Raw genomic sequence first — 13,966 nt, 5'->3', positions numbered from 1 at the left:
CCTTCTAGTCCAGCAGCATCGTCACTCTCCTTCGTCTGAGGGAGGCACTGCTCTCAGTGCAAGGAGCCGCTGCGGTCGCAACGTGAGAACGCCGCCGGGCTCCAGCGGATCTGCCCCCGTACGCTCTTCGGCCAGCTCGGGCACGACGTGCCACCCTTCGCACCCCACGTCTTCAAGCTCGTTCGTTTCCTCCGGAAGCTCGATGGGCACTGGATCGTCGCCCTGATTCATAAGAACGAGGAAGGAGTCGTCCCGGCGCGGTCGCCCCTGCGGATCCGGCTCCAACCCCTTCCCCCGCAAAAGGTATCCAAACGCACGAAGGCCATCGTCGTGCCAGTCATCGTTCGTCATCTCCCGCCCGTCCGGATGCCACCAAAGAACGTCGCCCGTCCCCTCCTCTCCATTGGTGGGGGCCAGAAAATGCCGCCGGCGAAAACTCGGATGCTCCTTCCGAAACTGCGTCAGGTTCCGGACAAAGTCCAGGAATTTCTGCTCGCGCTCATCGAGATCCCAGTTGTACCAGGTAATTTCATTGTCCTGGCAGTACGGGTTGTTGTTCCCCCGCCGCGTGTGGGAAAGCTCATCGCCCCCAAGAATCATAGGGACTCCCTGTGAGAGCATCAGGGTAGCCATCAGGCTCCGCTTGCGCCGCTCACGGCATTCGATAACTTGTGGATTATCCGTTGGTCCCTCTACTCCGCAGTTTACGGAGTAGTTGTGATCGTGTCCGTCCCGATTCCCCTCTTTATTTTCTTCGTTGTGCTTTCGTTCGTAGCTGACCTGATCTTGCAGCGTAAACCCGTCGTGCGCCGTGATGAAGTTGATCGACGCGAAGGGACGGCGACCTGAGCGTTCGTAGAGGTCACTTGACCCGGCAATACGGGTGGCAACCTCGCCGGTCAAGCCACGGTCTCCACGCCAAAAACGTCGGATGGCGTCCCGGTACCGTCCATTCCATTCGGCCCACTGCCATGGGAACGACCCGACCTGATATCCCCCAGGCCCTACGTCCCACGGCTCCGCAATCAGCTTCACCTGGCTGAGAATAGGGTCCTGCTGCACCACCTTGAAAAAGGACCCGAGCATGTTCACGTCGTACAACTCTCGGGCAAGGGCGGACGCCAGATCAAACCGAAAGCCGTCTACATGCATCTCCGTAACCCAGTAGCGGAGACTGTCCATGATCATCTGCAGGACGTAGGAGTCGCCAGGATCGAGCGTATTGCCCGTCCCTGTATAGTCCATGTAGTAGCGGTTGTCGTCCGGGTTGAGCTTGTAATACGTCCGGTTGTCGATGCCACGAAGGGAGAGCGTGGGCCCCATTTGATTCCCTTCGCAGGTGTGGTTGTACACCACGTCGATAATCACCTCTAGCCCAGCGTCGTGGAGGGCGCGCACCATCATCTTGAAATCGCGGACCGCCGTGATCGACCCATTGGAGGAATATTCGGGCTCGGGGGCAAAGTATGCGAGAGTGTTGTAGCCCCAGTAGTTGCGGAGGCCCTTCTCCAGCAGGAATCGATCCTGTAGTTTGGCGTGAACGGGCAGCAATTGCACCGTCGTAATGCCCAACTTCTTGAGGTGCTCAATCACCGGCTCGCAGGCCAAGCCCAGATACGTTCCCCGGAGGGATTCAGGAACCTCGGGATGCTGTTTCGTCATCCCCTTCACGTGGGTCTCGTAAATAATCGTATCCTCCCACGGAATTTTGGGGCGCTGGTCGTTGCCCCAAGCAAACGTTTCCTCAATCACCGCCCCGAGGGGCGCGTAGGGAGCGCTATCAGTCGTGCTAAACGAGAGGTCTTTCTCTTCCTCGTCGTCTACGTCGTAGCCGAAGAGACTATCATCCCAGCGAAGCGGGCGCCCAATGGCTTTCGCATAAGGATCGAGGAGCACCTTGTTGGGATTGAACCGATGCCCGTTTTTGGGATCGTACGGGCCGTACACCCGGTATCCGTACAACTGTCCCGGACGCAGATTGACCACGTAGCCGTGCCACATCGGGCCGGTCTGCTCCGGAAGAACAAAGGTGGCAGCCGGCTCCGCATCCGCCGCATCGTTAAAGAGCAAAAGCTCAACTTTCTCGGCGTGAGCACTGTGGAGGGCAAAGTTGACCCCGATTCCGTCCCAGGTGGCGCCCCGCGGATACGGCTTTCCGGGCTTGATGTCGAGCCCCTTCTGAGACTGACGTGAAGGAGGCGTCTGCGACGCGCCCGTCGACGATTGGGGTGCATCCATGAACAACAGCATGGGCAATGTGAGAGAGACTGGCTAAAAGAAAATGCGAAGCCGTAGGCAAACGCAATGGCAGAGCGGAGTCGTTACATGAGTCTTGAGTGAGTTTGCCGCACACGCCTCTTCGTCCCGATCTCAACGATCGGTGTGCCGGATACTCGGTGCGGACTAGGGCGGGAAGACCGCCGCGAAACGCATGCAACACGATCGCGCCGCCTCCTCCCAAACAATCTGCCTCGCCCCCTCCCTAGAGGGGATGATACCCGACCTGCCCTCCGCTCCTCCCTTCAATCAACAAGCGGAGGCAGCAGACGCGTACCCGTTTCGAAGAGCAGGAATCTGTGCCTACCCGAAGATTTCGGCCCCTTCCAGGGACTACACCAAAGATCCATAACGGAATGCTTTCGTTTGCAGGGGAGGGCGCTTGTTTTGACGGGGGAAATGGATGAGGTCTTTGGGATTTTTGCCTCCTAGTGCGTAGCGTGTAGGGACCATAGCGGACCGTCATATTGGTCGAGCCTCTGTCCTCCATCCTCGATCCCTGCTTTTGTTTGGATGAGTTCTTCTCAGTCTTCTTCCGCCGCGGCTTCCACTCGCACGTCGGACCTGCCAAAATCCTGGTCCCGCGTGGTCATTACCTCCGTGCACCCTACCATCGACGGTGGTCGCTGGCCCATTAAGCGTGCCGTCGGAGAGCATGTCGAGGTCACGGCCGGCGTCATTGTGGACAGCCACGAAGCCCTTGCGGTCGAACTCGTGCACCGACACGAGGATGAGAGTGCAGAGCACGTGTCCCGCATGTCCTCAACGGGCAACGACGAATTCGTCGGGGCCTTCGAGATCTCGGACGTGGGTCGGTACTTCTACCGCATCCGGGCGTGGATTAATCGCTTTGCCACCTGGCAGGACCAGTTCCGGCGTCGGGTAGAGGGAGGAGAGCCGGATTCGGAAATCGAGAGTGAACTCAAGGCCGGGGCGGATCTTCTGGCTCAGGCTGCCGAGAATGCCCCGAAAGAGGATGAGGAATTGTTGGAGGCCCACATTGAAGCATTCGAAAACGGCAACGAGCAGGCGGCCCTCGGTGATGAGATTGCGGAACTAGTGCGCCGCCATGCGCCGCACGACCAGCAAACGACCAGCGCCACGCACGAGGTGCTGGCCGATCCCGAACTGGCCCGCTTCGGGGCCTGGTACGAATTCTTTCCCCGATCCGCCGGCGATTCGCCCGGGGAGCACGCGACCCTCGACGAGGCGGCCGAGCGGCTGCCCCGCATCAAAGAGATGGGCTTCGACATCGTCTACCTCCCTCCCATCCACCCCATCGGCGAAACAAACCGAAAGGGCAAAGACAATGCACCGGAGGCCGAACCTGGCGATCCGGGCAGCCCCTGGGCCATCGGTGGATTCCTGGAGGACGGATCAAAGGGCGGACACAAGAGCGTTCATCCGAAGCTCGGAGGCATCGAGGCCTTCGACCGCTTCGTCGACCGCGCCAATGAACTCGGGCTGGAAGTCGCCCTCGACATCGCCTTCCAAACTTCGCCCGATCACCCCTACGTCGAAGACCATCCGGAGTGGTTTTACCATCGGCCCGACGGCACCATCCGGTACGCTGAGAATCCCCCAAAGAAGTACCAGGACGTCCACCCGATCAACTTCGAGAATGAGGACTGGCCTGCCCTCTGGCACGAACTGAAAAGCATCTTCGAGCACTGGATCGAGCATGGCGTCACCACCTTCCGCGTTGACAACCCCCACACGAAACCCTTTGCCTTTTGGCAGTGGTGCCTCCGAGAGCTTCGGAAGGATACGCCCGAGTTGATCGTTCTCTCGGAGGCGTTCACACGCCCCAAAACCATGTATAGCCTCGCCAAGCTTGGCTTCAACAACTCCTATACTTACTTCACCTGGCGCAACTCGTCGGAAGAGTTGATGGAGTACGGGCGCGAGCTCTTTCAAACGGAGGTGGCTGAATACTTCCGGCCGAATTTCTGGCCCAACACGCCCGACATTTTGCACGACGACCTGGTGCACGGCGGCCGCCCGGCACACAAAATCCGCTTTGTCCTCGCCGCGACCATGTCGAGCACCTACGGCGTGTACGGTCCCCCGTTCGAGCACGTGTTCAATGAACAACATCCCGATCGCGAGGAGTATGCGCAAAACGAAAAATACGAGATTCGGAGCTGGGACTGGGACGATCCCACCTCGCTGCAACCCTTCATAAGCCGCGTAAACCGGATCCGCGAGGAGAATCCGGCACTGCAGCAGATGCGCAATATTCGCTTTCACGACACTCAGAACCCGGAAATTATTGCCTACAGTAAATCTGCAGGCACCAACCTCGTGCTGGTGGTCTCCACCCTCGACCCGCACCACGCCCAGGAGGGACAACTCGTCCTGCCGAATAATGAACTGGGCCTCCCCGTGCACGACGCTTTCCCCGTGCACGACCTCCTACAGGACGCCCGCTACACGTGGCGAGGATCGCACCACTTCCTTCGACTCACGCCAGATGCCCCCGCGCACATTTTCCGGATCGAGCGCGACGTGTCGAACGAAACGTCGCATCCCGTCTACGATCGCTTGGTCCACGCCTGACTCATCAGAATGCCGGCAGGCGACAGGTTCGAAGGGTCGTTTCTGGGTTTCCCCTTCCAGCTTTCAACTTTCACACCACCAACCTTCAAACGCAGTACTGCATGCCCGACGACTTCCTCTCGGATCCCCTCTGGTACAAAGACGCCGTCATCTACGAGCTCCACGTCCGCTCGTTTTACGACTCCAATGATGACGGCTACGGCGACTTCCAGGGCCTCCGCGAGAAGCTTCCGTATCTCGATTCGCTGGGCGTGAATACCCTCTGGCTCCTCCCCTTTCTCGAGAGCCCCCTGAAAGACGACGGCTACGATACGGCCGACTACTTTAAGGTCCTCCCCGTCCATGGCGACCTCGACGACTTTCAGGCCTTTCTCGACGAGGCCCACGCCCGAGGCATGCGCGTCATTACGGAGCTTGTACTGAACCACACCTCCGACCAACACCCGTGGTTTCAAGAAGCCCGCGATCCAGACTCTGACAAGCACGACTGGTACGTCTGGAGCGAGACGGACGAAAAATACGAGGATGTCCGCATCATCTTCACCGATACCGAGGACTCGAATTGGGAGTGGGATCAGAAGGCGCAGAAGTACTACTGGCATCGCTTCTTTTCTCACCAGCCCGACCTCAACTACGACAACCCGGAGGTTCGGGAAAAAATGAAGGAGGTCATGTTCTTCTGGCTCGACATGGGAGTCGACGGCCTCCGGCTTGACGCTGTCCCCTATCTGTATGAGCGGGAAGGCACCACCAGCGAAAACCTCCCGGAAACTATTGCCTACGTCAAGGAACTCCGGGCAGCGGTAGAGGAGCGGTATGGACCCGGCAAGGTTCTCCTGGGCGAGGCCAACCAGTGGCCCGAAGACACGCTTCCCTATTTCGGAGAAGATGCTGAGGGCAACAGCACGGGGGTGCAGATGGCGTTCAACTTCCCCATCATGCCCCGCATGTACATGGCCCTCCGCCGTGAAAACCGGCGGCCCCTCGTGGAAATGCTAGACCTTACGAACGGCATTCCCGACGATGCCCAATGGGCCCTCTTCCTCCGCAATCACGACGAGCTCACGCTCGAAATGGTGACCGATGAGGAGCGGGACTACATGTACCACGAGTACGCGGCGGACGACCGCTTCCGCATCAATGTGGGCATCCGGCGGCGCCTGGCGCCGCTCCTTGGGGGCGAGCGACGCCGCATTGAGCTGATGAATGCTCTCCTCTTCAGCCTAAAGGGAAGCCCCATCATCTACTACGGCGACGAGATCGGGATGGGGGACGACCCGTTCCTTGGCGATCGAAATGGAGTGCGCACCCCGATGCAGTGGAGCCCCGACAAGAACGGCGGGTTCTCCCGAGCCCCCCATCATAAGCTGTTTATGCCCCCCATCAATCGGGGCCAGTACAGCTATGAATTTGTCAATGTTGAGAATGCGGAAGAAGACCCGCACTCCCTCCTCCACTTCACGCGCCGGCTCATTGCCCTGCGCCAGCAGCACAAGAAGATCTTCGGCCGGGGCTCACTGGAGCTCCTCCCCGTCGAAAACCAGTCCATTCTCGCATTCACGCGGGAATACCAGGGCGAAAAGATTCTTGTGGTGGTCAACCTCTCTCGGTTCGTCCAGTCCGTCCACGTGCCCCCTCAGGACGATCTGCAAGGCCTGGCCCCCGTCGAGCTCTTCGGGCAAACGGCTTTCCCGCCCATTGCGGATGAGGACTACCATCTTACGATTGGCCCCCACCACTTTTACTGGTTCAAACTCGTCCCGAAAGACGAGATCCAACGGGGGCGCGACGCGTATCGGGACGTTCGCGTAGCAACGTCGGGTCCCGACGGTCAGACCCTCCCCGTGCTGCCGGTTGCCGAAGGCCTCCAGAACCTTCTGGTCCCGACCATGGCACACGACCGCGGCCCGGAGCAGCTTGAATCGCTCCTGCCCGACTATATCGTCGAACAACGCTGGTTCGGCGAGAAGGGCGAAACGATTGAGGATGTCGTCATCGAGGATGCGGTGCGCCTGAATGCCGATCCGGTGGTGTACCTCTCCGTCCTCCACGTCACTCTGGACGACGCCGACGCCTTCTATACCCTGCCCCTCATGGCCGCCTCCTCAGAAACGGCCGACCACATTCTCGACGAGACCCCGAACAAAGCCCTCGCCTGGCTCGAAATTAACGGGACCGGTGAACGACGGCTCGTGTACGACGCCACCATCAACGAGGAGTTTTGGGCCACCCTCTTTGAGTGGTGGCAAGGGGGAAGCAAAGGACGCTCCCTAAAGGGCGTCTATAAGGCTGAACCTTCGGCTGAGGCGAAAGGAGACCATCCGGAAAAGATTGAGCTCCTCACTGGGGAACAAAGCAATACCTCGGCCCTCGTGAACGACGACTACTTCGTCAAAATCTACCGCCGCCTTGAACAAGGCCCCAACCCGGAAAAGGAACTGCTGGACCACCTTACAAAGGTTGGGTTCAACTTTGCCCCCCGGCTCCACGGGACCATCGACTTTCGGCGTGCCCAACGGCATTACACCTTGGGTGTGCTGCAAGAGGCCCTGCCGGTGGAGACGGATGGATGGAACTACGCCCTCTCGTGTACGACTCGCTTCCTCGATCGCGTCGAAAAATCGCCGTTCCCGCACGAACAGGCCCGCACAAGCTCCCCTTCCAAGATTATTGAGGAGTGGCAATCCGCGGAGCAACGGGACGTCCCCGTGCCGGTGTGGCTCGAAGAGGTTGCCCCCGAAATGATCTCCTTATCCCGCGTCCTGGGCGTTCGTACGGCGGAAATGCACCACGCACTTGCCCAGGCCGATGCTGAGGGACTCGCTCCTGTAGACGCTCCTTCAAATGCCGGTGCCGTTCTTGCCCAGCAGTTGTCCAAGGAACTCGACGAAACCCGAGCCCTCCTTGCCCGGCATAGCGATACCATTGACGAGACCGCCCCTCCCTCCGAGGCGGCGTGGGAAGGTGCCGAGGAACGCCTTCAGGAGCTTCAGTCCGTACACGGCGCCCACAAACGCATCCGGATCCACGGCGACTATCACCTCGGGCAGCTCCTGCGTGCGGAAGGCGACTTCCACATCCTTGACTTCGAGGGTGAACCCGCTCGACCACTCGATCAGCGCCGTCGGCCCGACAATGTGCTTCGGGATGTAGCCGGAATGATTCGGTCGCTGGAGTATGCCTTACTCATGGCCTGGAACCAACACACCGATACTGACGACGAATATTTTCCCTGGATCAATGCCCTGCAACGCTGGTCCGAAATCACTTTCGTGAATGCCTACACCGACACGAGCGGGGACGCCGCCTTCCTCCCCCCCGCCTCCGACCGCCACTCGTTCCTCTGGGCCTACCTCTTCCAGAAAGCCATCTACGAAGTCCGTTACGAACTCAATCACCGGCCCGACTGGGCGTGGCTCCCGCTTCACGGGCTCCGCCGCCTGCTCCAGTCCGACGATCCTGCACCGGTCGACCTGCAGTCGTGATTCGTGACACGGGATTCGTGACCGCCCCCAGGCGGGATCTCCCTCATCACGTATCACGCATTACGACCTCCCTCCCCCCGATTATTCTCGCACTCGATTTTTCTGACCTTCGCAAGGCTGTTCCCCTATGCCGCACCTCTCGGACGACGACATTTACTACTGGAAGGAAGGCACACACACCCACAGCTACGAGCGCTTGGGCGCTCATCCAAACCAACAGGGCACCTGGTTTGCTGTCTGGGCCCCTAACGCTGAACGGGTGGAGGTGATGGGGGACTTCAATAACTGGACCAATGGTGAAGCGGTGCTCGACCGCCGGGAGGGAGGCCTGTGGGAAGGATACGTGCGCGGGGCCAAGCCCGGCCAGAAATACAAATACCACCTCAAGGCCAACGGGGAGTGGTTCGACCGAACCGATCCCTACGCCTTCCAAATGGAGGCTCCGGCCCAAAATACGTACGAAGGGCTGTCTGCCATCATCCGCGACCTGGACGCCTACGACTGGCACGACCGGGAGTGGATGAATACGCGGCACGGCCCTAGCGGCCTGCAGGAGCCGCTCTCCATCTATGAGGTGCACCTCGGCTCCTGGCGTCACAAAACCCACGGAGAATCCCTCAGTTACCGAGAGATTGCCGAGCCCCTCGCCGACCACGTCGAAAATCTCGGTTTCACCCACGTCGAGTTTCTCCCCCTTGCCGAGCATCCGTACTATGGCTCGTGGGGATACCAGATTCTGGGCTACTACGCCCCCACCTTCCGCTACGGTTCTCCGCAGGACCTGATGTACCTCATCGACTATCTGCACCAACGGGACATCGGGGTCATCATGGACTGGGTTCCCGGCCACTTTGCCACCGACCCTCAGGGTCTCACCTACTTCGACGGGTCTCACCTCTTCGAATACGAGGATCCCCTCATGCGCCATCACCCGGACTGGGGCACCCGGGTGTTTGACTTCGGCAAAAATGGGGTACGCAACTTTCTCATCTCCAACGCCCTCTTCTGGATGGACAAATACCACGTGGATGGGCTTCGCGTGGATGCCGTCGCGTCCATGCTGTACCGCGACTACTCCCGAGAAGGCGACTGGTCGCCGAATGAGCATGGGGGACGCGAAAACCTGGAGGCCATCAGTCTACTCCAGGATACCAATGAACATGTCTATGAGGAATATCCCGAAGCCCTCATGTTGGCAGAAGAGTCCACCGCCTGGCCCGGCGTCACGACCCCGACCGAGCACGGGGGCCTCGGCTTCCTCTACAAGTGGAATATGGGCTGGATGCACGATACGCTCGAATACGTGAGCAAGGAACCCGTGCATCGGAAGTACCACCATGGCGACCTGACCTGGACCCTTAGCTGGGCCTTCTCTGAGCAGTACGCGCTTCCCCTTTCCCACGACGAAGTCGTTCACGGAAAAAATTCACTCTGGGGGAAAATGCCGGGCGACAACTGGCAGAAAGCGGCAAATCTGCGACTACTCTACGCCCACCAGTTCGGTCATCCCGGCAAAAAGCTCCTCTTCATGGGGGCCGAGTTTGGTCAACACCATGAATGGAATCACGACCAGGAGCTCGAATGGGAACTTACCGACCACGACCTGCACCAGGGCATCATGCAGTGGCTGAGTGATCTGAACGACCTCTACACCAGTCATCCGGCGCTCTGGAACGATGCGGACGACGGCTTCGAGTGGATCTCTTACGACGATCGGGAAAACAGCGTGCTCACCTACCGGCGCATCGGAGGCGGACAGTCCCTCATCTTTATTCTGAACGCAACCCCCATCGTCCGCGAGAACTACCGCATCGGGGTGCCGACTCCCGGCGCGTGGCAGGAACGACTGAACAGCGATAGCCAGGCCTACGCGGGAAGCAACGTCGGTAACGACGGCGTCGTCCATACCGAGGATCTCGAACAGCACGGCCAGCCCCACTCCCTGGAGCTGACCCTCCCTCCGCTCGGGGCTCTCGTCCTGGAGCCGCAGACGGACTGACGCCGTGCACTCTCCTACTCCGCGGCCGCTTCGGCCTGCTGCAAGGCGTCTTTCACCGTTTCGGGCGACGGCCCGTAGCGGCCCAGGTCGAAGCGTCGGAAAATGGGCTCCTTACTCTCAAAGTCGTAGTAGGTGTATTCAAGCAGGTCCAACAGGGCCTGCTCGTAGCCGAGGTAGGCATCGAGCAAATTCTGGGCGGTGTCGGTCTGGCTGTTAAGCGTCTGAATCAGCTCCAGGGCCGAGATTTCACCAGACTGAAAGCGCTTGAGGCTCGTCTCGCTGACGTTGGCCGCCATCGAAAGATTCTGCTGCATCGTCAGTGCCCGATCCTGATATTCGTTGAGGCTCCGCACCGCGTTGGAAATGTTGTTGCGGATGTCGCGTCGCGCCTCTTCAATCCGAAGTCGCGCCTTCTTGAGACCAATCTGCCGCGCCTGGATCTGAGACTCCCGCCGCCCCCAATCCCAAATGGGAATCGAAATGTTGACCCCTACTGAGTAGCTATTTTCGGGCTGATTCCAGAGCGCCCCGACGCTCCGATTCCGCATCTCGAGCCCATACGTCGCTTCCAACTCCGCCCGGAAAGAATTCCATCCCCTCGTGTTGGCAAGCGCAAGCTCGTTTTCGCGACGGTTCAACTTGAGTCGACGCAGCCGGGGTCGGAGCGAGTATCCGTATTCCACCGCTTGATCGACCCCTACATTCACCGGCTTGACGTCGAGCTCCGGATCTACGTGAAGCGAATCGGTTCCGGACAACCGGAGCTGCTGCTTCATCTGAGACGACTGAAGCCGAAACTCGCTCTCCAGTTGATTGACCCGCTCCCGGGCATTGCCTAACTCCACCTTCAGGCGCTGGGATGCCACCGAGTCAATCCCGGTACGGGGCCCCTCCTCCGCAATCCGGACGGCCGTTTCAAGATCCGAGGTCCGCCGACGCTGAATAACCCGCTCGTACGCCAACTCAAACAGTTCGAAGTAGTCATCCGAGATGTCGTCGATGATGTCGACCACATTGTCCTGGAAGTCCAGTCTCTCCTGCTGGAGATTGATTTCGGCCTCTTCCAGATTGTTCTTCAACTCATTCGGCTGAAAAAAGGGCTGCGACAACTCAACGTAGTACCGATTGTAGTACTGCAAATTCCCCCCCTCACTGGTAAACTGCTGCAACCGGTACATGCTGTTGTTGAGGGAGAGGTAGCCATTCGTTGGATAGCCAAACAGAATGACGGGCTGCTGGACCGAAAAATTCATGTCCCATCGGCGACTGTCCTCCCGCACGATTTCGTACCGGCCCTGGTCCGAATTCCACTGGCGAGTCGAGACCGACCGGATCTCGGGGGTGCTGAGTTCAAGGTCTGCGCTGGACCGAAGCCGGGCTTGACGGGCCTGCAGCCAGCTCTGGCTCTGCTTGACGCTCATGCGGAGTTGCCGTACGCGGTAGCTGTTGGACAGCGCCAACCGAACGGCCGAGTCCAGGGTTAAATCAACCACCTTCTCCTCCGACTGTGCAACCGCTTTCGGCGCTCCTCCTACGCCCCAAACGCTAAGGGCTATCAGGAGTCCTGCCAGCGGGAGGCGAAATGGAAATAGCCGGACGGCAGTAGGACTGAAGATCACGGCGCGATACGGATCGTGAAAATGAACTTTTTGCTTCACCTTAGTGAACACCCTCCGGGCTCGAATGTCAAGACTGCTTCGCGTTCGCGAGGAAGAACCCGGGCTGTAGGGGGTGAACTCTAATTGAATAAATTATTTCAGTTCTAGGAGACTGTTTTGATTTTTGAGCGGGTTGAGAATCGACGAGAAATTTCGCGGGGATTGGAGGACCTCCCCGTCGGATCGCGACAATCTGCAGTCGTCGCGCTCTGCATAAACTGCCACCGTTGAAACCAAAACAGTCTCTAGGGACGCAGTCTTCCTCGGATAAGGATCCGGAGGGCCTCCCCTTTTGGCTTCAGCGAAATAGTCACACCGGTACGTTGTCCAGTAGATCGGTTTAAATATCCGATCACACGTATCCGCAATTCCTAGCGGAGGTGTCAGGATGCCCTTCAAAGACCGCGCTCCCTTCCAAACCAGCCCCTCTTCCATATTCCAACACGAGCTCTCAGCTCGACTTTGGCGCTTTCGAATGACCGAAAAACTGCCTATTCCAGCGGATTGAGGCACTTTTTGATTATTTCCATGTCGCGGTTTGCCCCCGACATCAAATAAATACTACGCCTACCGGCCTCCATCTTCTAGAAACGAGGATTGGTCGAAGTCAAATGGCCAAAGTCGAGCTCAGAATATGAATCACGGGCTTCCAATCCAGTCGGTGTGCGTTGCAAGCCGCTTGCGGACGAGCTCTGGACGCTCGTGTCCGGGACTGCCATCCGTCACGTACGTCCCAAGAATCTGGTCCGGAGTTAGGGACGTCGATTCTTCCTCTTTTGCGGCCTCACGGTAGGCAGTGCGAAACGGGATCCCCGCCTCCACGCGCTTAAGGGCCCGGTATGTGGCCAGGAGTTCGGGCGTGCAGGCGGCTTCGGTCCGTTCGGTCTTGAACGTAACGCCCTCTACGATCTCCCGCAGGGCCGTGAGTACATCGCTCGTAATCTGAAGACTGCGCATCACAGCCCCCTTTGTGTGCTGGAGATCTCGATGGTACCCTCCCGGCAGATTCGAGGGGCCCGTGGCAAGGGACTGCATCTCGGCCGTCAGGCGGTGGTGGTACGCCCGAGCCAGTTCCAGCACATCCGGATTCTGCTTCTGGGGCATGATGCTGCTGCCCGTACAGTGCTCCGGGGGCAACTCCACAAAGTCAAATTCGGCGGTTGTATACAGAATGAGGTCGGACGCCAGCCGGTTGCACGTGGCCCCCACCTGCGTGCAGGCATGCGCTACAGCAAGTTCGTGCTTCCCTCGGGCCAGTTGGACGGCGGGAGCGTGAGTCTGCACGCCGCGAAATCCCAGGCGGTCGGCCACCGCCTCCCGTGGCAGGTCCAGCACCGGCACGCCATACCCCGCCGCACTGCCCAGCGGCGATACGTTGACTTTCCGGCGGACGTGTTTCACGGCGTCCAGGTCATCGGCCAGCGTTTCGGCGTACCCGAGGGCCCAGAGCGCCACCGTAGACGGCATTGCCCGTTGCAGATGAGTATACCCGGGCAGCAGCACGTCTTCATGTCGATCAGCGAGCGAGCAGAGGGCATCGCTAAGAGCAGCCGTCTCTCGTCCAATCCGGGCGAGAGCGTCTTGGAAATAAAGACGCAGGGCTGCCAGCACCTGATCGTTTCGGGAGCGGCCCGTATGGACCTTGCGTCCCACTTCATCCACCTCCTCGGTCAAAAACCGCTCGATGACCGTATGGCTGTCCTCATCTTCGGGCGTAACGGTCACCTCTCCGGCCTCAAAGGCCGCCAGCAAAGCATCGAGGGCGCTCTGTGCCTCCTGCCACTCCGCTTCCGTCAGCACCTCGATTTGCCGAAGTCCCCAGGCGTGTGCCCGGGTTGCCTTCACGTCGTAGGGCAGCAACAGCCGGTCCCACTCATAATCGTCGCCCACGGTGAAACGGGTTACCCAGTCGTCGGCCGTGGTACCGTCCTTATGCCAGATTGGGGTGCTCATGTGGTCTACGGTTGTGCGTGTGGAGATGAGGGCAT

General features: G+C 59.4%; 6 protein-coding genes. 3 read left to right on the top strand and 3 right to left on the bottom strand.

Features of this window, described 5'->3' with window-relative positions; genetic code table 11:
• Positions 1 to 21: 21 nt before the first annotated feature.
• Positions 22 to 2,238: a glycogen debranching protein GlgX gene (glgX, locus tag BSZ35_RS01435; protein ID WP_181149130.1), complete on the bottom strand. Its 2,217-nt coding sequence runs from the start codon at positions 2,236 to 2,238 to the stop codon at positions 22 to 24.
• A 552-nt stretch (positions 2,239 to 2,790) separates the two neighbouring features.
• Between glgX and BSZ35_RS01430 the strand changes: the two genes are divergently transcribed.
• The 3 genes from BSZ35_RS01430 to glgB all read left to right on the top strand — a co-directional run bounded on the left by BSZ35_RS01430 (position 2,791) and on the right by glgB (position 10,320).
• Complete coding sequence (locus tag BSZ35_RS01430) at positions 2,791 to 4,836, top strand: alpha-1,4-glucan--maltose-1-phosphate maltosyltransferase (RefSeq protein ID WP_105010782.1); 2,046 nt, start codon at positions 2,791 to 2,793, stop codon at positions 4,834 to 4,836.
• A gap of 101 nt (positions 4,837 to 4,937) precedes the next feature.
• Positions 4,938 to 8,321 carry a maltose alpha-D-glucosyltransferase gene (treS, locus tag BSZ35_RS01425; RefSeq protein WP_105010781.1) on the top strand — a complete coding sequence of 1,128 codons (3,384 nt, stop codon included), beginning with the start codon at positions 4,938 to 4,940 and terminating at the stop codon, positions 8,319 to 8,321.
• A 127-nt stretch (positions 8,322 to 8,448) separates the two neighbouring features.
• On the top strand, positions 8,449 to 10,320 hold the full coding sequence (gene glgB / locus BSZ35_RS01420) for a 1,4-alpha-glucan branching protein GlgB (RefSeq protein ID WP_105010780.1): 1,872 nt from the start codon (positions 8,449 to 8,451) through the stop codon (positions 10,318 to 10,320).
• 14 nt (positions 10,321 to 10,334) lie between these two features.
• On the opposite strand, the gene BSZ35_RS01415 is transcribed toward glgB, so the two are convergent.
• Together BSZ35_RS01415 and argH are read right to left on the bottom strand one after the other, a co-directional pair.
• Positions 10,335 to 11,939, bottom strand: coding sequence for a TolC family protein (locus tag BSZ35_RS01415; RefSeq protein ID WP_146109966.1), 1,605 nt, complete (start codon positions 11,937 to 11,939; stop codon positions 10,335 to 10,337).
• A gap of 678 nt (positions 11,940 to 12,617) precedes the next feature.
• Entirely contained in the window at positions 12,618 to 13,931 is a 1,314-nt protein-coding gene (gene argH / locus BSZ35_RS01410) for an argininosuccinate lyase (protein WP_105010778.1), read from the bottom strand.
• Positions 13,932 to 13,966 lie beyond the last annotated feature (35 nt).

The sequence above is a fragment of the Salinibacter sp. 10B genome (assembly GCF_002954405.1).
In the GTDB taxonomy this organism is placed as follows: Bacteria; Bacteroidota; Rhodothermia; order Rhodothermales; family Salinibacteraceae; genus Salinibacter.
The sequence above is the reverse complement of the archived record's forward strand: the minus strand, read 5'-3'. Positions and strand labels throughout refer to the sequence as shown.

Excerpts from the sequence above, each read along its gene's own strand:
- treS (WP_105010781.1), top strand. The coding sequence starts at position 4,938 with ATGCCCGACGACTTCCTCTCGGATCCCCTCTGGTACAAAGACGCCGTC.
- BSZ35_RS01430 (WP_105010782.1), top strand. The coding sequence starts at position 2,791 with ATGAGTTCTTCTCAGTCTTCTTCCGCCGCGGCTTCCACTCGCACGTCG.
- glgX (WP_181149130.1), bottom strand. The coding sequence starts at position 2,238 with ATGGATGCACCCCAATCGTCGACGGGCGCGTCGCAGACGCCTCCTTCA.
- argH (WP_105010778.1), bottom strand. The coding sequence starts at position 13,931 with ATGAGCACCCCAATCTGGCATAAGGACGGTACCACGGCCGACGACTGG.
- glgB (WP_105010780.1), top strand. The coding sequence starts at position 8,449 with ATGCCGCACCTCTCGGACGACGACATTTACTACTGGAAGGAAGGCACA.